At 72.1% G+C, this 18,345-nt stretch carries 14 protein-coding genes and 1 pseudogene; 4 read left to right on the top strand and 11 right to left on the bottom strand.

Annotated elements, in window-relative coordinates; genetic code table 11:
- Positions 1 to 274: 274 nt before the first annotated feature.
- The gene (locus IF43_RS43285; protein WP_030210028.1) at positions 275 to 1,945 is read right to left on the bottom strand and encodes a condensation domain-containing protein; all 1,671 of its coding nucleotides are present in this window, start codon (positions 1,943 to 1,945) and stop codon (positions 275 to 277) included.
- A 16-nt stretch (positions 1,946 to 1,961) separates the two neighbouring features.
- On the bottom strand, positions 1,962 to 2,162 hold the full coding sequence (locus IF43_RS41925; RefSeq protein ID WP_158939659.1) for a hypothetical protein: 201 nt from the start codon (positions 2,160 to 2,162) through the stop codon (positions 1,962 to 1,964).
- Between the two features lie 193 nt (positions 2,163 to 2,355).
- Between IF43_RS41925 and IF43_RS37275 the strand changes: the two are divergent.
- Positions 2,356 to 3,038, top strand: a pseudogene (locus IF43_RS37275) (VanZ family protein).
- A gap of 21 nt (positions 3,039 to 3,059) precedes the next feature.
- On the opposite strand, the gene IF43_RS0133810 reads toward IF43_RS37275, so the two are convergent.
- Both IF43_RS0133810 and IF43_RS0133805 read right to left on the bottom strand, forming a co-directional pair.
- Entirely contained in the window at positions 3,060 to 4,151 is a 1,092-nt protein-coding gene (locus IF43_RS0133810; protein WP_051796789.1) for a HAMP domain-containing sensor histidine kinase, read from the bottom strand.
- 10 nt (positions 4,152 to 4,161) lie between these two features.
- Positions 4,162 to 4,857 carry a response regulator transcription factor gene (locus IF43_RS0133805; RefSeq protein ID WP_030210022.1) on the bottom strand — a complete coding sequence of 232 codons (696 nt, stop codon included), beginning with the start codon at positions 4,855 to 4,857 and terminating at the stop codon, positions 4,162 to 4,164.
- A gap of 251 nt (positions 4,858 to 5,108) precedes the next feature.
- Between IF43_RS0133805 and IF43_RS0133800 the strand changes: the two genes are divergently transcribed.
- Positions 5,109 to 6,149 (top strand): vWA domain-containing protein, encoded by a 1,041-nt coding sequence (locus IF43_RS0133800; protein WP_030210018.1) that lies wholly within the window; start codon positions 5,109 to 5,111, stop codon positions 6,147 to 6,149.
- 120 nt (positions 6,150 to 6,269) lie between these two features.
- On the opposite strand, the gene IF43_RS0133795 is transcribed toward IF43_RS0133800, so the two are convergent.
- Positions 6,270 to 7,526 carry an MFS transporter gene (locus IF43_RS0133795; RefSeq protein ID WP_051796788.1) on the bottom strand — a complete coding sequence of 419 codons (1,257 nt, stop codon included), beginning with the start codon at positions 7,524 to 7,526 and terminating at the stop codon, positions 6,270 to 6,272.
- Positions 7,527 to 7,836: 310 nt separating this feature from the next.
- On the opposite strand from IF43_RS0133795, the gene IF43_RS0133790 reads away from it, so the two are divergent.
- Positions 7,837 to 8,934 (top strand): acetyl-CoA carboxylase biotin carboxylase subunit family protein, encoded by a 1,098-nt coding sequence (locus IF43_RS0133790; protein ID WP_158939658.1) that lies wholly within the window; start codon positions 7,837 to 7,839, stop codon positions 8,932 to 8,934.
- 55 nt (positions 8,935 to 8,989) lie between these two features.
- Here IF43_RS0133790 and acnA read toward each other — a convergent pair whose 3' ends face one another.
- From acnA to IF43_RS37270, 6 genes are all read right to left on the bottom strand, one after another.
- The gene (gene acnA, locus IF43_RS0133785; protein WP_051796784.1) at positions 8,990 to 11,710 is read right to left on the bottom strand and encodes an aconitate hydratase AcnA; all 2,721 of its coding nucleotides are present in this window, start codon (positions 11,708 to 11,710) and stop codon (positions 8,990 to 8,992) included.
- Between the two features lie 4 nt (positions 11,711 to 11,714).
- Positions 11,715 to 13,466: an asparagine synthetase B gene (locus IF43_RS0133780; protein WP_051796781.1), complete on the bottom strand. Its 1,752-nt coding sequence runs from the start codon at positions 13,464 to 13,466 to the stop codon at positions 11,715 to 11,717.
- A 21-nt stretch (positions 13,467 to 13,487) separates the two neighbouring features.
- On the bottom strand, positions 13,488 to 14,282 hold the full coding sequence (locus tag IF43_RS0133775) for a hypothetical protein (protein WP_051796778.1): 795 nt from the start codon (positions 14,280 to 14,282) through the stop codon (positions 13,488 to 13,490).
- The gene (locus tag IF43_RS0133770) at positions 14,282 to 15,661 is read right to left on the bottom strand and encodes a hypothetical protein (RefSeq protein ID WP_030210009.1); all 1,380 of its coding nucleotides are present in this window, start codon (positions 15,659 to 15,661) and stop codon (positions 14,282 to 14,284) included. Before IF43_RS0133770 ends, IF43_RS0133775 begins: the two co-directional genes overlap by 1 nt.
- Positions 15,662 to 15,702: 41 nt before the next feature.
- Positions 15,703 to 16,434, bottom strand: coding sequence for a phytanoyl-CoA dioxygenase family protein (locus IF43_RS0133765; protein WP_030210006.1), 732 nt, complete (start codon positions 16,432 to 16,434; stop codon positions 15,703 to 15,705).
- 290 nt (positions 16,435 to 16,724) lie between these two features.
- Positions 16,725 to 17,732, bottom strand: a complete 1,008-nt coding sequence (locus IF43_RS37270; RefSeq protein ID WP_051796775.1) for a TauD/TfdA family dioxygenase — start codon at positions 17,730 to 17,732, stop codon at positions 16,725 to 16,727.
- A gap of 505 nt (positions 17,733 to 18,237) precedes the next feature.
- On the opposite strand from IF43_RS37270, the gene IF43_RS40125 reads away from it, so the two are divergent.
- Positions 18,238 to 18,345, top strand: a 108-nt coding sequence (locus tag IF43_RS40125) for an S-adenosylmethionine synthetase N-terminal domain-containing protein (RefSeq protein WP_158939656.1), incomplete at its 3' end; no start/stop codon positions are given.

Below are 18,345 nucleotides of genomic sequence, written 5' to 3'. Positions count from 1 at the left end.
TGCGGGCGGCCTGCTCCTCGAACAGTTCCGGGAACGTCCTCGCGGGGAGCGCCAGTGCCGTGTCGTTCCACTCGGTCAGCACCCGCCGCCGCTCCAGCGGCGACAGGCCGTCGACCTGCCCGATCAGACCCTTCAGGCGCTGCCAAGATTCATGTGAAGACACAGTGACACCCCTATCTGTTGAGGAACTACCGCATGCCCTTGTCGTGGGCGCATCACGGAGAACGGGTCGGCCGGCGGCCTGAGCCTCGGGGACCCGTTTCCCGGATGCCGCCTAGCGCGACCGTCTGCCGGCTCCGAGGCTCGGCCGGGCGCGGGGTGCCTCGTCGAGGCATGCGTACAGTTCGGCGACCGACGGCGCCTCGAAGACCTTGGCGACGTCCAGTTCGACGCCCAGCGCGGTGCGTACGCGGCTGATCAGGCGGATCACCAGGAGCGAATGCCCGCCCAGCGCGAAGAAGCTGTCGTGGATCCCGACGTCCTCGACCTCGAGGACCTGCGTGAAGATGCCGCGCAGGACGTCGAGCCGCTCGTCGTACGGCTCGGTCGGGGCCCCGCCGCCGGACGCCGTCGCGTCCGCGGTCTCCGAGCCCTGCGTCAGGGCCGCCGGAACCTCCGGAACGTCGAGCTCGCCGAGGCGCAGCTGCGGATCCTCGACCACCTGGTCGAGCAGGGCCCTGAAGCGCTCCGTGATCCAGCGGGCGGCCCGGGGGGTGAACAGGTCCTCCGAGTAGAGGACGGTCCCGCGGAGACCGGCCGGAGCCCCGTGCGCGTCGTGCTCCTCCTTGAGGAGGAAGGCGATGTCGAACTGGGCCGCGCGCTCCTCGACCTCCTCGACGGCGACGTCGACCCCGTGCAGCCGGTAGTCCGCCTCGGCGTTGTTCTGCAGCGTCAGCATGACCTGGAACAGCGGATGCCTTCCGGGCACGCGCGGCGGGTTCAGCGTCTCGACGAGGCGTTCGAACGGCAGGTCCTGGTTCTCGTAGGCCTCGAGGTTCACCGTCCGGACCCTCTGCAGGACCTCGAGGAAACTCGGGTCCCCCGACGTGTCGGTGCGCAGGACCAGGGTGTTGACGAAGAATCCGACGAGGTCGTGGAGGGCCTCGTCGGTCCGTCCCGCGATCGCGGTGCCGATGGGTACGTCATGACCGGCGCCGAGCTTCGACAGCAGCACGCCCAGGGCCGCCTGGAGCGCCATGAACACGGTGCTGCCGTTGCGGCCCGCGACCTCGGCCAACCGGGCGTGCGTGGAGCGGTCGCACTCGATGTCGACCGGTACGCCCGTGCGGCTCGCGACCGCGGGACGACCGCCGCGCGTCGGCAGCACCAACTCCTCGGGAATTCCGTCAAGCTTTGCTTTCCAGTATTCCATCTGCTGGTGTCCGAGGGCGTTCGGATCGGAATCGTCGCCCAGGACCTCGCGCTGCCAGAGCGTGTAATCCGCATATTGGACAGGAAGTTCTTCCCACGCCACGTCTTCGCCCTTGAGGCGTGCCGCATAGGCCGAACTCACGTCGCGCCAGAGGGGGACCATGGACCATCCGTCACCGGCGATGTGATGGAGGGTGATCAGCAGAACGTGTTCGTCGGGACCCTGCCTGAAAAGCTGCGCCCGGAGCGGAATCTCGTCGGCCAGATCGAAGGGAATCCGATAGGCGCGCAGGAGTGCGTCCGACACCTCCGAAGCCGGTACGTCCTCCACCGACAGGACCGGCACGGCCTCGGCCGCCTCGCGTATGTGCTGGTGGGGCTCCCCGTTGACCTCCCGGAACACGGTGCGCAGGGACTCGTGGCGGGCGACCAGGTCGGCCAGTGCCCCCCGAAGCGCCTCCACGTCGAGTGCGCCGGTCAGTCGCAGTGCCAGCGGAGTGTTGTATACCGCTTTCACTCCCTCCAGTTCGTTCAGGAACCAGAGGCGCCGCTGGGCGTACGAAAGGGGGATCACGAGCGATCTCCTGGTGTCAGTTCGGGGCGCGCGGGGGTAGCCGGAATCGCGCCATGCGCTGGTGCTGGGGATGCGGTGAGAAGATTTCGAGGAGGACCGCCGGGGGCCGGTCGGCAGGCCCTTCAGTGCCGGACCGCTGAAGCGGTCGGGTCAATTCCGGCCGCAGCGGCCGTAATTCGCTCCAGCGATGTTCGCGCAGCCAGTTGATCTTCGTCAAGGAAGTTGATCATAACTTGAGGTTGGGCGGATGCGGACAAAAGCGGCGACGGTGACATGACGGGGCCGGTGCGGCCGCCCCGTGCCGGGACGACGCCGGCGCGGAGGACCGGAGCTCCGACCACCGCCGTGTATCGCGGGCGTATCGAAAAGCGCATACGCCCCCCCACCGGGCCGTCGGCTTCACTGGCCGCATGGAACACGACGCACCACCCTCGGGGCCGGCCCGCCGTACGCGCGGGGCCCTGCTGCTCGTCCCGGCGGTACTCGGCACGGCGGGCGCCGCGTACGCCCTGCGGGGTCCGCTCATGATGGCCGCCCCGAGGTGCACGGCCGGCCGGTGGCACGGCTGTCTCGACACGTTCAACGGGGTGGTGCTGATGACCCTGGTCGCGCTGCCGTTGGCCGGGCTGGTGGCGTGGGCGCTGGCGCGCCGGCGGGGCGCAGGTCGCTGGCCGAGGTGGCCATGGTCCACGGGACGGTGCCGTTCCTGTGGCTGACCATGATGCCGGGCTCCGGGGCCGGTGTGGTTCCCGGCCGGGTGAGCCTGGTGCCGCTGCGGGACCTGGTCACGATGGGGCCGCTGGGGATCGTCGGCAACCTGCTGGTGTTCGCGTCGCTGGGGTTCTTCGCGCCCCTGCGGTTCGCGGCGCTGGCGTCGGTGCCTCGGGTGCTGGCCCTCGGGGCGGGCTGCTCGGTCCTGGTCGAGGTCGCCCAGTACGTCCTCCAGCTGGACCGGGTGTCGTCCGTGGACGACGTACTGGTCAACACCGCCGGCGCCGGGCTGGCCGCGATGGCGTCGCGCCGCTGGTGGCGGTCCGCGGCGGTGCGCACACCGGCGGACGGCCCCCGCCCGGCCCTTGCGCCGACACCGTGAGCCGGGCGGCCCGTCGGTCGGCTACGTGTCGGCGTCCGGGGGCGCCGCGGGCAGTTCGACGGTGACGCGGATCCCGCCGCCGGGGCGCGGGGCGAGGAGGAGCGTTCCGTCGTGGGCCCGGGTGATGGTCTCGACGATGGCCAGGCCGAGACCGACGCCCGCATGGTCGCCGTGCACGCGCTCGGTGCCGCGCTGGAACGGCTCGGTGAGGGTCGGGACCGACTGCGGCGCGAGCTCCTCGCCGGTGTTCTCGACCGTGAGCACCACCGTCGTGGGGCGCAGGACGGTGTGCACCCCCACGGTGCCCCGTCCGGGCAGGTTGTGCACGATCGCGTTCTGCACGAGGTTCAGGACCAGTTGCAGCAGGAGCGCCCGGGACCCGGGCACGGGCCCGACGTCGCCGCCGGTCTCGATGGTGACCCCGCGCTCCTCCGCGAGCGGGAGGAGGGTCTCGGTGGCCTCCTCCGCCAGGAGCGACAGGTCGACGCGCTCCCGGGTGAAGGACCGCTGCTCGGCGCGGCTGACCAGGAGCAGCGCCTCGGTGAGGTCGATCGCCCGGGTGTTGACTGCGCGCAGCCGCTCGATGAGACCCTCGACGTCCCGGTCCGGATCGGTGCGGGCCACGTCCAGCAGCGCCTTCGAGATCGCCAGTGGCGTGCGCAGCTCGTGCGAGGCGTTGGCCGCGAACCTGCGCTGTTCGGCGACGTGCTCCTCGAGCCGTTCGAGCATCGTGTCGAAGGCGTCGGCGAGTTCGCTGAACTCGTCCGCGCGGCCCGCCAGCCGGATCCGGTGGGAGAGCGAGCCGTCCGTGGCCAGTCGGGTGGCGTCGGTGATGCGGGTGAGCGGCGCGAGCATCCGGCCGGCCAGGACCCACCCTCCGACCAGGCCGAACACCAGCAGGAACGCCAGCACCGCCGCCGCCCGCGGCGCGAAGACGCGCAGCAGGTTGGACCGGACGGGGAAGACGCCGTGGGTGAGGGTGCCGTCCGGGACGATGAGCGCGCGCTCGGGGACGTAGCGCAGGAGGAACACCCACACCGCCGCGAGCAGCAGGACGCTGGCGAGCATGAGGAACCCGGCGTAGCTGAGGGTGAGTTTGACGCGCACGCTCACCCCCGGCCGCCTAGCCACGGTCCGTTCCCGCCCGCCCGGTGCCGGGCGCGGTGGTGATGCGGTAGCCGACGCCCGGCACGGTGGCGATGATCCAGGGCTCGCCGAGCCGTTTGCGCAGTGCCGAGACGGTGATGCGGACGGCGTTGGTGAACGGGTCGGCGTTCGCGTCCCACGCGCGTTCCAGGAGCTCCTCGGCGCTCACGACCCCGCCGTCGGCACCGACCAGGACCTCGAGCACCGCGAACTGCTTCCTGGTCAGCGCGACGTACCGGCCGTCCCGGTACACCTCCCGGCGGAACGGGTCCAGCCGCAGGCCCGCGATCTCCCGCACGGGCGGCCTGCTGTGGGCGCGCCGGCGGTCGAGGGCCCTCAGCCGGAGGACGAGCTCCTGCATCTCGAACGGCTTGGTGAGGTAGTCGTCGGCGCCGAGCTCGAACCCGGACGCCTTGTCGTCGAGACGGTCGGCCGCGGTGAGCATGATGATCGGCATGCCACTCCCGGAGGCGACGATGCGCGCGGCGATCTCGTCACCGGTCGGTCCGGGCACGTCGCGGTCGAGGACCGCGATGTCGTAGGCGTGGGTGCCGAGCAGTTCCAGCGCGGTGTCGCCGTCACCGGCGACGTCCGCCGCGATCGCTTCCAGGCGCAGGCCGTCGCGGACGGCTTCGGCCAGCAGGGGCTCGTCCTCGACGATCAACACGCGCATGCCCCTGATGGTACGAGCCGGCGCATGTCGTCGACGTATCGATCACCCGCCGCCCAGGCGTCACGTGTCGGCCCGGAACCAAGGGGGCCATGACGCGGCCCGGTGATGCCGTGAGGTCGCTCAGGTGGCCCTCGGGTGAACCGCGGCGCCGTCCTCGGCGGGGGGCGCGGCAACGGAGACCGGGATCGACTGTCAGTGGTGGCTGCGAGGATCGGAGTACCGAATCGGAGAACGGGAACGGGGAGTTCGCCATGTCCGGAAGCCAGAACTACATCAACCACGTCGCGCTCGTGCTGGACGCCAGTTCGTCCATGTCGCACCTGAGCGGCAAGGTCGTCGAGGTCGCCGACCAGCAGATCGCCTACCTGGCGCGCCGCTCGCAGGAGCTGGACCAGGAGACCCGGGTCACGGTGTACGTGTTCTCGAACCAGGTGGAGTGCGTCGTCTACGACAAGGACGTGCTGCGCATGCCCTCCCTCCAGGAGGTCTACCGCACCGGCGGCATGACGGCCCTGCTCGCCGCCACGCTCAAGTCGCAGCACGAGCTGGCGCAGACGGCCCAGCTCTACGGCGACCACAGCTTCCTGACGTTCGTGCTGACGGACGGGCAGGAGAACGCGAGCCACCGCTGCCCGGGCACGCCGTCCAAGAAGCCGGGCGAGCTGGTGCGGGCCGTGGCGTCCATGATCGAGACGCAGGCCGAGAACTGGACGCTCGCCGTCCTCGTGCCGGACCAGATGGGCAAGCGCGAAGCCATGCAGTACGGCTTCCCCAAGGACAACATCGCCATCTGGGACGCCACGAGCACGCAGGGCCTGCAGGAGGCCGGCCAGGTCATCAGGGAGGCCACCGAGAAGTTCATGGTGGGCCGCACCAAGGGGATCCGCGGATCGCGGGCCGTCTTCTCGACGGGCGCGGACGTGGTCAACAGCGACACCATCAAGGCGGCCGGTCTCGAGCCGGCGGACCCCGCGCAGTACCGGCTCGTTCCCGTGGCGCGCGATGCGGCGATCCGGGAGTGGGTCGTCGAGTCCGGGCAGGACTACCGCACCGGCTGCGCGTTCTACGAGCTGACCAAGTCCGAGAAGATCCAGGCGCGCAAGCAGGTCGCGGTGCTGGAGAAGAAGTCGGACCACGTCTACACGGGGCCGGAGGCCCGCGCCCTGCTCGGCCTGCCGGATGCGGAGGTGCGCATCAAGCCGGACCACAACGACGACTTCACCATCTTCGTGCAGAGCACCAGCGTCAACCGCAAACTGGTCCCGAACACCCGGCTCCTCATCATGACCTGACGCCCCGGCGCTCCTCATCATGACCTGACGCCCCGGCGCCCCGGGCCCGCCGGGGCGCGGCGACAGCGGACCACCGCGGGCGATCCGGTGCCGCCCCACGGTCGGGCAGCCACCGCGGGGTCAGGCGGCCACCGCGGCGACGGACTCCGTTCCTGCCGGCCGGGTCCGCTCGGCCCAGCGGGCCACCGCCGGTGCCGCGATTCCGGCCGCGGCCAGCATCGTCCCCATCACCAGCCAGCCGATCCAGCCGTGCTGCACGATGAGCAGTGCCGTGACGGCCGGCGTGATCGCCGTACCGAGCTGCGTGGTCAGGCCGAACATGCCCTGGTACTGCCCCTGCGCGTGTTCGGGCGCCAGCTCGTACGACAGGGCCCAGGAGCCGGCGCTGTAGAGGAGCTCGCCCACCGTGTGGATCGCGACGCCGGCCACGAGGAGGACCACCGCCACCCACGCGGAACGCCCCGAGGCCAGCGCGATGGCGGCACAGCAGGCGGCCAGCCAGAGACCGGACCGGAACAGGGCCCGGGCGCCGCCGCGCACGTCCTCGGCACCCTTGCTGACCGGCACCTGGAGGAAGACGACCATGACGGTGTTGACCAGGAGCAGGGGCGCGAACACGGACATCGGCGCGTGGGTGTGCTCGGCGATCCAGATGGGCAGGGCCACGTCGAGGATGCCCGCGTTCATCATCAGGACGGCGTTGATCATCCCCACGGCGACGAAGGGCCCGTCGCGCAGCACGCCCCACGGCGAGGCCTCGGCGGGGCGCGGCACCTTCGGTACCTCGTCCAGGGCGAGGAACGCCAGGCCCGCCACGATGAAGAGGGCGCCCGAGGCGACCAGCGCCCCGGTGTAGACGGCGGACGAGTCCCGGCCGAGCACCAGGCCGCCGAGCAGGGCGCCGACGGAGAACCCGACGTTGGTCACCGACCGGAGGTAGGCCCGGGTGCGCACCCTGTCCTGCTGCGGGACCGCGAGGGCGACGAGGGCGCCGCGCGAGGCGTTGGACGCGGAGTCGGTGACCGCCACCAGGGCGGCCGCGGCGATCAGCGCGCCGAAGCCCCCGACGAGGACGTATCCCCAGACGGCCACGCCCTGCAGGACGACGGAGCAGACGGCCGCCGGCCGCGCGCCCAGGACGTCGCTGGCGTGGCCGGCGGGGATGCTGACCAGCATGCCGACGACGGCGGCGACGGTCAGGGCGAGGCCCACGTGCTTGGAACTGATCTCCACGGAGCGCGTGAGGTAGAGCACGATGATCGCGACGACGACGCCGTTGCCGGTGCTCCGGGCGAGCGTGCTCAGCGCCAGCACCCACAGGGGGCGCGACGAGGGCAGCAGCGAGCGGAGGGATATCGCCCTTTTCTTCTGTTTCAATGCGGACTCCATGAAGCGCACGGATGAGCAGAATGCATCCCATCAGGATCCATTCTGTTGATCAACATGATTCGGGCGGGGACCCTGTGACCTTCCTCACGTAGCTGGCCCCGGTGTGCGGCATTAAATTAAATCCCCCCGGAACAATGACCAAAGGGACCTTGTGACAAATACCCCAGAATCCGTTCTCCACATTGGCTGGATGTTCCGTGCGGTCGCCGCTCTGCACCGCTCCGGAGTCGAGGTCACCTGTGTTCTCACGCCGGGCGACGTCGAAGCCGCCCGGCGCGAATTCCCGAACATGAGGACCGTGCTGGTGGCCGACCAGACGAGCGTCGACCAGGCCCTTGCCGGGCTGACCAGGAATGCACTCGACCTGCGGGACTTCGACGCGGTCTGCAGTGGGCTCGAGTTCTGCCTGGCCACCGCGGCCGTGCTGTCCGACCTCGCCCGCAAGACCGATAGGGCCGCCTTCGGTGCCGTCGCCATGCGCGACAAGGATGTCCAGAAAGCGCTGGTCAGAGCCGCTGGCGTGAGGACCGCGCAGTGCGTCACGGTGAGCGGCGCGGCGGACGTGGCGGCCCATCCCGACCGGTTCCCCGTCGTGGTCAAGCCGCTCAGCGGCAGTGGCGCGCTCGACACGTTCCGCATCGACCGCCGCGAAGATCTGGCCGAATACGTCCGCACCACGGCCACGAAGGGACCCTGGCTCGTCGAGGAATTCATTTCCGGTGCCGAGTTCCAGGTCGACGGCGTGGTGCGCGGCGGCGAGGTGACGTTCCTCTCCATGGGCCGCTATCTCGAGAACATCATCGACATCCATGACGGCGGGCTCGTCGGCTGCATTGCCCTCCCGCCCGCCCTGCACACGGAACTCTTCGAAACCGCCAAGGTGGTCGCCCAGGATTCCCTCAAGGCCCTGGAACACGTCGACGGCGTATTCCACATGGAAGTCTTCGTACGCGACGGGGAAATGATTTTCGGTGAATGCGGAGCACGCGTCGGAGGCGGTCGTACCGACGAGGTCGTCGAGCGTTCCTTCGGCGTGAACCTGCACGACGAATGGGTCCGCGGGGTGCTCGGCCGGCCCGCCGCCCCGGTGGCACCCGGCGCGGGCGGCACGAACGCCGTGCACGGCGACATGCACCTCTACGCCCCCCAGGGCCTGGTCCGCGAGGCACCGACGAAGGACGAGGTGCTCGCCCGCCCCGGAGTGGTCCACGTCGAGCTGAAGATCACGCCGGGCGGGACCATGCCCGACGTCACCTCCGCCTCGTACCTCCACGCCGGAGTGGCCGTGATCTCGGGAGCCGACGACCAGGAGGTGGAGTCCCGCATGAAGGAGCTGTCCGCCTGGTTCGCCGCGAGCGTGGTCACCGAGCCGTCGCCGTCGCCGGACGGCCCGTGAGGGTCCGCCCCCAGCGGCTGCCGGGCGCCCCCGTCGAGGGGCGCCCGGCAGCGGGTCAGGCCGGATCGCCCACCGCGGGCAGTGCCTCCCGCCGCAGCCGCGCCACGGTGTACGGCAGGACGCCGCCGGCGGTGAAGTAGGCGCATTCCCGGGCCGTTTCGAGTGCGGCGACCGCCTCGAAGGACCGGTGCGTCCCGTCCCGGCGCCGGACGCGGACGGTCACCGCGCCGCGTGGGCCCAGTCCGGTCAGACCCAGGAGGTCGAGCTCCTCCGTCCCGTCGAGGCCCAGGACCCCGGCGTCCAGCCCGGCCGGGAACAACAGGGGGAGCACGCCCATCCCCACCAGATTGCTCCGGTGGATCCGCTCGAAGCCCTGGGCGAGGACCGCGCGGACACCCAGCAGCGCGGTGCCCTTGGCGGCCCAGTCACGGGCGCTGCCGCAGCCGTACTCCGTTCCGGCCACCACGATGAGGGGCACGCCCGCGGTCCGGTACGACTGCGCCGCCTCGTGGAGGGACACCAGCTCGCCCGTCGGCTGCAACCGGGTCCAGGGGCCTTCCCGCCCGTCGGCCAGGGCGTTGCGGAGCCGGACGTTGCCGAAGGTGCCGCGCACCATCACGTGGTGGTTGCCGCGCCGGGCACCGAAGCTGTTGAACTCCCGCTCGGGCACCCCGAGTCCGCTCAGGTACCGGCCGGCGTCGCCGTCGCGGGGGATGGCGCCGACCGGCGAGATGTGGTCGGTGGAGACCGAGTCGCCGAGGAGGGCCAGGATCCGTGCGCCCATGACGTCCGCGTCCGCCGCCGAGCCGTCCGCCGCCGAGCCGTCCGTCGTGGAGCCGTCCGCCGCCGACCCGTCCGCGGGCCCGTCCAGGTACGGCGGCTCCAGGATGTAGTCGGAGCCTTCGGGCCACTCGTACAGGTCGCCCCGGGGGGCGTCGAGGGCGCGCCACGCGGCACCGCCCTCGTACAGGCCCGCATAGGCGGTGTCGTAGAGGTCGGCCCCGACGGCCGCACGGGTGGCCTCGGCGACCTCCTGCGGGCTGGGCCACAGGTCGCGCAGGTACACCTCGCGGCCGTCGGGGGCGACGCCGACCGGTTCCACGGTCAGGTCCCGGGTGACCGTGCCGGCCAGGGCGTACGCGACGACCAGGCCGGGCGAGGCGAGGTAGGCGGCCTTCACCTGCGGGTGGATCCGGCCCTCGAAGTTGCGGTTGCCGCTGAGCACCGCAGCACCCAGCACCCCCTCGTCCGCGACCGCCCGGGCGGCCTCGGGCAGCAGGTCGCCGCTCATGCCGTGGCAGGTGGTGCAGCCGAACGCCACGACGTGGAAGCCCAGTTCCTGGAGCGCGGGCAGGACACCGGCCCGCTCCAGGTAGGCGGGCACCGTGCGGCTGCCGGGGGCGAGGCTGGTCTTGACCCAGGCCGGGACGGTGAGCCCGAACTCGACCGCACGCCGTGCCACCAGGCCCGCGGTCAGCATCGACCCCGGGTGCGAGGTGTTGGTGCAACTCGTGATCGCGGCGATGACCACCGAGCCGTCGGCCGGCCGGTCGCCGCCGTCCCCGGGTACGGGCGCCACGCCCAGGCTCCCCGGGACGTCGCGCAGCGCGACCCGCTGATCGGGCCGGCCCGGCCCCGCGACACAGGCCTCCACCTCGCCCAGGTCGAGCGCCACCACCTCCGCGTACCGCACCCGCGCGTCCGACCCCGGCTCGCGGAAGAGCCCCTGCGCCCGGCAGTACCGCTCGACCAGCTCGACGTGCTCCGCCGGCCGACCGGTGATCCGCAGGAACGCGAGGGTCTCGGCGTCCACCGGGAAGAGCGCGGTGGTCGCCCCGTAGTCGGGCGCCATGTTCGCCAGGGTCGCCCGGTCCGGAACGCTCAGCCCCGCGCACCCCTCCCCGAAGAACTCGACGAAGGCGCCCACCACGCCGTGGCGACGCAGCCGTTCCGTGAGCGTGAGCACGAGGTCGGTGGCCGTGGTGCCCGGGGGCAGCTCTCCCGTCAGCCGGACGCCGACCACCCGGGGCGCGGCGAGCAGCACCGGCTCGCCCAGCAGCACCGAGGTCGCCTCGATCCCTCCGACGCCCCAGCCGAGGACGCCGAGCGCGCCCACCATGGGGGTGTGCGAGTCCGTGCCCAGCACGGTGTCCGGACGCGTCAGCCCCGCCCCTTGCGGACCCTCGGCCCGCACCACCACCTGCGCCAGCCGCTCCAGGTTGACCTGGTGCACGATGCCGTTGCCCGGCGGTACGACGCGGAAGCCGTCGAAGGCCTGCTCCGCCCAGCGCAGCAGCGCGTACCGCTCGCGGTTGCGGGCGAACTCCAGCCCCGTGTTGAGGCGCAGCGCGTCCGCCGTTCCGGCCGCGTCCACGCGCACGGAGTGGTCCACGACCAGATCGGCGGGAACCTGCGGACCCACCGCGGCCGCGGGGAGTCCGCGCCGGACCGCCGCCGCGCGCAGCGCCGCGAGGTCCAGCGCGACCGGGACCCCCGAGAAGTCCTGGAGCACCACCCTGGCCGGCTGGAACGCCACGTCGGCCCCGTCGGCCGGCCGCAGGACCGCGTCCAGCACGTCCGGGCCGGCCTTCCCCGCCGCCGCCACGTGGGCCGCGTTCTCCAGCAGCAGCCGCACCGTGTAGGGCAGCGTGTCCAGGTCGACCCCGGCGGACGCCGCGAGCTCGTCCAGCGGGTACAGCAGGACGCCGTGGGCCACGTCGTCGCGCCGCACGGGGGCGTGGACCGGCCGGGGGCGGGCGTCGGTTCGGTCGTTCACGGGGTCAGGCTCCTCTGGGAGGGGTGGGGAGGGTCGGGGCGGCGGAGCCGGCCCGTTCCAGCCAGCTGCCGAGGCTCAGCAGGGGGAACACCAGGCCGGTGGCCCCGGGCCGGCCGGCCCGCACGTCACCGACGAGCCGGTCCACGCCCGCGGCCCGCAGACCGGCGGCCGCGAACAGGTCCCGGCGTTCCTCCAGCCCGCGCAGTACGTCCTCGCGCCGCGGCCCGGCCAGCCACTCGTCGACGGGAGCCCGGAACGGCTTCTTGACCTCGTCGGTCCAGCGGGGCAGCCGACTGGCGTACGCCTGGCGCAGCGGCACCTTCGTCTGTCCGCCGCGGACCAGCTCGGACATCGGGAACGACCGTCCCAGGGCGGGCAGCCCGCCGTGCAGGAACGGGGTCCGCCCCTCGATGCCCCGGGCCATCAGGAGGTGGTCGGCCCGGCGCAGCAGCGGTTCGAGGCTGTGCTCGTACTCGAAGTCGCGCGTGGTCTCCGCCGCGGACCGGCCGTCGGCGGCGGGCAGCGCCGCCCGGAGCGCCTCGCGCGCCGCCTCCCGCGCCTCCGGCCCCAGCAGGTCGCCGACGAGCGCGAGCCGGTCCGGCGCCAGGTAGAACTCCTGGGCGGAGGCCAGCCCGTCCAGCCCGAGGTAGCTGCGGTAGCCGCCGAACACCTCGTCCGCGCCCTCGCCCAGCAGGAGCACGACGATCCCCGACTCGCGGGCCAGGCGGGCCAGCGCCGCGTACATCGGGACGCTGGTCAGCGCGGTCGGCTCGCCGAGCACCGCCACCGCGTCGGCGACGCCGGCGAACAGCTCCGCCGGCCCGAACTCCGTCCACGCGTGCCGCCAGCCGCGCCACGCGCCGCCGGGCAGTCCCAGCTCGGCGACGTCGCGCACGCCGTCGCCGTTGCCGCGGGGCACCACGCTCACGGTGGCGAGGTCCTCGATGCCGCGGCCCGCCAGCTCGAGGGCCAGGACCGTGGAGTCCAGTCCGCCGCTGAGGGCCAGGCCCAGCGGACGGTCCGAGACGAGCACGCGGTCCACCGCGCGGGCGACGGCGTCGCGCACGGCCTGCGGCGACGTGTCCCCGGGGGCCGCTGCCACGTCGGCCTGCCAGGGTCCGCTGCCCGGAAGCCGTTCGCACCGGCCCTCCTTCAGGAGCAGCCGGGCGCCCGGCGGCACGGGCTCGATGTCCTCGTAGCACGTGCCGCCGTCCACGACCCGGCCGAGCAGGACGAACTGCGCCACGGCCGCGGGGCGGACGCGCGCCGGACCGAACAGGTCCAGCAGCGCCGGTATCTCCGAGGCCACCGCGACTCCCTGCGGACCGCGCCGCAGGTAGAGCGGCTTGATCCCGAGGGGGTCGCGGCTGACCTCGACGGAGCCGTCGGGGGCCCGGCGCACCAGGGCGTACATGCCGTCCAGCGCGGCGGTGTCGTGCTCCGCGACCGCCTGCGCCTCGTCCAGCCCGCCCCGGGGCACCGTCACCCGGGGCGCGCCGTCACGGGCGCCGGACCCCACGGCGTACACCTCACCGTTGTAGGCGAGGTGCACACCGTCGTGGCCCGTGGTGAAGGGGACCCCGTCAGCGGGCCGGCTGCGCACCCGGAGCCGGCACATGGCGACCGCGGACGCCGCGTCACCGGCCACGCCGTGCCCGTCCGGCCCGCGGTGCGCCAACCGGCCGATGCCGTGCCGCGCCAGGTCGCGGGCGTCCGGGACGCTCCCCGTCCCGCCCGCCGCAGGTGCCAGGCTCACTCCGACGACTCCGCACACGGGTCAGGCGTCCTGGCGCGGAGAGACGGCCGAGGCCGTGTACATCCGGGTCTTCGGCGCCTGGCCGAACTCGGTGGACGAGACCAGCGCGAGGCCCCGGCCCCCGACCTCGGCGGCGGCGACGAGGCCCAGTACGTCCTCGTGGTCGAAGCGCTGCTCGCGGCCGCGCCCCCGGTACCAGTCGAGGAGGATCTCGGGGTCGATCCCGCCGTGCGGGAGCAGCGAGTCGGTGAGGACGTCCCCGGCCGCGGCGAAGTCGATGACCTTCGACCCGGCGTCGAAGAACGTCTCGAGGGTGCCGCGCTCACGGCCGGTGTCGATCATCCGCTCGTCCATCGGGTACAGGCCGAGCTTGATGGAGGCCCGGACCTGGCCGCCGTCCGCGAGGAGGTCCAGCATGCCCTCCAGCCCCCGGCGCGCCTCGTCCTCGCTGAAGCGGTTGACCAGGCGGTCGTTGAGGACGAACTGCTGGGTGCCGCGCAGCGCCTCGGGGGCCCGCTGGGTGATGTCGTGGCGCAGGATCGTGCAGGAGCCGGCGGGGAGTGCCGCCCGCAGGTCCTCGCACATGCGCTCCGAGAAGTCCATGACCGTCACCTCGGCGCCGAGGGTGATCAGGGCCTCGACGAGGTCCTTGGTGGAGGCGCCGACGACCGTGCAGCGCGCGCCGGCGGTGATGCCGGCCAGGAAGAGGCCGATCTCCTCGTCGCTGGGCTTGGCGGTGGTGCGCCCGGTCTCCCAGAAGAGGGAGCCGATCAGGTCCCAGGCGGCGGCCTTCGTGTTCTCGGTCTGGATCGTCATCAGATGCTCCCTACAGGGTCGATCAGGCTGGAGTTGTAGTCGCCCGCGAGGACGTGGTTGAGGTAGGTGCCGGCGCCGCCGACCACCCGGTACCCGTGCGGGACACCGGCCGGGATGAAGACCGAGGCGGGGCTCTGCACCGGGAAGACCTGGTCACCGAGCCACACCTCGACCGACAGTCCGCCGTAGCCCTCGCCCTCGCCGAGGAACATGAAGAGGCTGTCGCAGTGGTGCACGTGGGTGTCGACGTGGCCGGCGCCGTAGTCGTCGAGCTGGGGGATGCGGCGCGCGATGCAGTACTGGTCCGCGCCCGGCACGAAGCGGTTGTCGACCAGGACGTAGCGCTCGCCGGGGCCGTGCCGGTGGTGGCGCAGCTCGGTCGCGGAGATGACCTTCGGGTCGACGACCCAGGCCGCGGGGTCGGCGGGCAGCTGCGGGCGGGACACGCTGCCGGTCCGTCCGAACGTCGCCGGCGCGACCCATTCGTAGGATCCGGGCTCGCGCTCCACCGCACGGACGTGCAGCTTGGCGACGTGGTGGAAGACGTCCCGGCCGACCACGGGCCGACGGTGGTCCGGCATGGAGCGGGAGTACGCGCCCACCCGCCGGCTGAGGTCGCCCAGCAGGTCGCCGTCGGCGAGCTCGCGGGTCCCCCGGTGGTGCAGGTTGGCCGCGAGCGCCGCGTAGTCCGTGATGCCGGCCCGCTCGCCGAGACCGTTGACGGAGGTCGACACCCACGTGGCGCCCGCGTCGATCGCCGCGAGCGCGTTGGCCATGGCCAGCCCGCGGTCGTCGTGGAGGTGGACCTCGATGTCCACGCCGGGACACCGCTTCTTCAGCTCCCGGACCCGGGCGGCGGTGTCCTGGGGCTCCAGGATGCCGAGCGTGTCGGCGAAGCAGATCCGCTCGGCGCCCGCCTCGATGGCGACGAGGTACGCCTCGACGAGTTCACCGGGATCCGTACGGCTGCTGTCCTCGACCGTGAACCGTACGCGCAGCCCGAGTTCGCGGGCATGGGTGACGGACTCGCGGATGCGTCCGTAGAGGTCGCTCAGGTCGCTGCCGGGGAGCCGGGAGCGCCGGGAGACGTCGTTGACGCCGAGGAAGATGCCGACCCAGGCGGCGCCGCTCTTGGCCACGGCCTGGATGTCACCGAGGTGGGCGCGGGCATGGGCGAGGACGGGCGTGTCACCGGCCGCCTCGACGACGGCCGCCACGCGCAGCATCTCGCTCTCGTCGATGGCGGGGTGGCCGCACTCGATGGTGTCCACCCCGGATCGGATCAGCAGGGTGGTGACTTCCACGCTCTGTTCGAGGGTGAAGCAGCCATGGGCCGACTGCATCCCCTCGCGCAGGGTGCCGTCGATGATGAAGGTCATCTGTTCTCCAGCGGCTGAGAGGGTCGCGGGGGGTTGTCCGGTCACTCGGCACCGAGCGCGTGCAGAGCGTCCAACGGGAAGTGGTCCTTGGCCGCGAAGCCGGGGGCGGAGGAGTCGGCGAAGACGACGACCATGCCGCGGCGGTCGGCGGGCGAGGTGTTCGCGGCGCTGCCGTGGGCGAAGAAGCGGTCCCACATCACCCCGTCGCCGGGACGGAGTTCGAACTGCACGGGCTCGCGCAGGCCGTCCTCCGCGGCGTCCAGGCTGGGGTGCCAGCGGTACTGCGGCCGGTCGCGGTGGGCGACCTCGCCGCCGCTGTGCGAACCGGGGCTGCCGAAGAGGCCGCCGTTGGCGGGCGACACCTCCGTCAGCGCGAACCAGACGCTGAACGCGCCCGGGTAGGTGTGGGTCCACAGGGCCTGGTCCTGATGGAGCGCCACCTCGGTGCCGACGAGCGCCGGCTTGAGGAAGGCCGCGTGGAAGACGACCCCGGCGCTGTCGCCGACGACCTGGCGGGCCAGGTCGGTGACGCCGGCACGGTTCAGCAGGGGACCCCAGACCTCGGGGTCGTTCCACAGCAGCCGCCGGAGCTTGCGCAGCCGGCGGACGCCGTCCCCCTCGTCGTACTCGGGCTCGTACGAGGGGGAGACCTCCGCGGCGCCGTCGAGGTCGTCGAAGAACGCGACGGCCCGGCGGCGGTCCTCGTCGTCGAGGAGTCCCGGGAGCAGCTGGTAGCCGTCCCGTCGATAGCGGTCCAGGTCGATGACAGGCATTGCGGTAGCTGCTTTCTTTTCGGGTATCGACCGCAGTACCTCGGCTGCTCGTGAATTGAATCGGGGCAGCCTCGTACAAAGGCGGAAGATGAACGAACGGGTCGCCGGGAACGAATTTCCCGGTGTGGTCGGACCCGATATTTCAGAAGAAGAACAGGAACCCGGCCAGAGGGTGCACCCCGGTATGACGGGGACGTAGGGCCTCGACGCGACAAAAGGGGCGCCAGGGGGTGGCGCGGGCAGTGGGACGCCGAAATGTCACGCGCGCACGGATGAAAGCGGGGTTCGGTTCAACCGAGTTCGGAAACGGGGCGGCCGAAATCCGCGGGGACGGTCCCCGGGGCCCAGACGCCGCCCCGGTAGCTGCCGGCCGCGACCGCTCCGTAGAGCGACGCGTAGTGCTCGGGGAGCTCCGGGCTGCCGGCGAAGGCCAGCCAGAGGCGGAGCAGGAGCCGGCCCCGGCCGCCGCCGTCCGCGAAGGCGGTGCGGGCGTGCAGGATGTGGAAGTTGTTGATCAACTGCAGGTCGCCCCTGCGGAGTTCCATGTCGAGGGAGACCCCGGGCCGGTCGAGGACCTGGTCCAGCACGGCCATCGCCTCGAGCTGGCCGGCGGTGAGCCGGGGGGCCGCCGCGTGGCGCTGGGAGCCCTCGATGAACCGCCGCAGGTACCGCGTCGCGAACGAGCCGTCGACGCGGCTGAAGACGGGGATCGAGGACCAGGGGTCCTGGCCCGGCTGCTCCTCGCCCCGGCGGTCGTTCGGGAACGGCCGGTAGAGCTCTTCCAGCAGGTCGGGGCGCTCGTGCAGGAGCACGTCGTGGACGGCCTTGGAGGACACGAGCCGGCTCAGGCCGCCGGACGGGGCGGGGCGGACGCACAGCAGCCCGATCACGTCGGTGCGGTCCACGTGGAAGGGGAGCGCGGCGGAACTCTCGTAGCCGCGCTGGACGGGGCTCGCGATGTCGGCGCCCCGGTCCTCGACCCGGCCGAGCAGATCGGCCTTGCGGCTCTGGGTGACGGGGCGGCCCAGCAGGAGTCCGAGGAGCCAGTAGGCCATCTCGGTCTCCCGGGGGTCCTCGGCGTCCACCGGGAAGTCCTCGACGACGGCGAAGCCCGGGCTGCCGGCGAGCCGGCGGCCCAGTCCGGCCGCGAACGCCTCGGTCAGGTCCAGCCCGCGGGGCCTGGGGGCCGCGAGGTCGAGCCGGTCGCCCGCGGCCAGCGCGGACCGTGCGGCACGGGTCAGCTCCGCTGCGACCCCGGGCGGCATGGGGATGCGCCACTGCTGCTCGTCTTCGGCCATGGAGGATCCCAGCCAACCATCGCCTACCAGAACTCCCGGCCCTTCGGCCGATGGCGATCCTGATTGAACGGGAGAAAGCACAGAAACCGCTCTCCACTCAATTCGTATGTGCGGATGAGGCCTTTATTCATTGTGTAGAACTCGGTCTTTTTAATGCAGCTCGAAAACATGATCACCCTAGGCAGGCACGAGCGAGCGTGTCGATGTGACGATGATCACGAAGCGGTTGGAAAATTTCGTGAACCCCTGATGTGTCGGCCTTGCGGAATTCTGTGAAGGGGGGGTGAAGGCGCTGAATCCGGAGTTCCGCATCCCATCGCCCGAAAGGTGATGTGGGTCATACCCGGGGGGCAGTTGATCATGGGTATGGTGCAGCCGCCGAGGGGAGGCCATCCCCGCCGGGAGGCTGCGCGGACGCATCCCAGGAGCGCCTCGGGGTGCCCTGGTTCCCGCTTCTCACTCCCTGGCGATCACACGCACCTGACCCAGTCGACCCTGGAGAACCATGCCCCGTCGCCTGTTCACCTCGGAGTCCGTGACCGAGGGCCACCCCGACAAGATCGCTGACCAGATCAGCGACACGATCCTCGACGCGCTTCTCGCCGAGGACCCG

This window comes from Streptomyces sp. NRRL S-87, assembly GCF_000719335.1.
Classification (GTDB): Bacteria; Actinomycetota; Actinomycetes; order Streptomycetales; family Streptomycetaceae; genus Streptomyces.
Note: the sequence above shows the minus strand (reverse complement) of the source record. Positions and strands in the feature narration are given on the sequence as shown.

Coding starts and splice junctions, on each gene's coding strand:
- IF43_RS0133805 (WP_030210022.1), bottom strand. CDS start 4,857: ATGCGCGTGTTGATCGTCGAGGACGAGCCCCTGCTGGCCGAAGCCGTC.
- IF43_RS0133800 (WP_030210018.1), top strand. CDS start 5,109: ATGTCCGGAAGCCAGAACTACATCAACCACGTCGCGCTCGTGCTGGAC.
- IF43_RS0133775 (WP_051796778.1), bottom strand. CDS start 14,282: ATGACGATCCAGACCGAGAACACGAAGGCCGCCGCCTGGGACCTGATC.
- IF43_RS0133770 (WP_030210009.1), bottom strand. CDS start 15,661: ATGACCTTCATCATCGACGGCACCCTGCGCGAGGGGATGCAGTCGGCC.
- IF43_RS0133765 (WP_030210006.1), bottom strand. CDS start 16,434: ATGCCTGTCATCGACCTGGACCGCTATCGACGGGACGGCTACCAGCTG.
- IF43_RS37270 (WP_051796775.1), bottom strand. CDS start 17,732: ATGGCCGAAGACGAGCAGCAGTGGCGCATCCCCATGCCGCCCGGGGTC.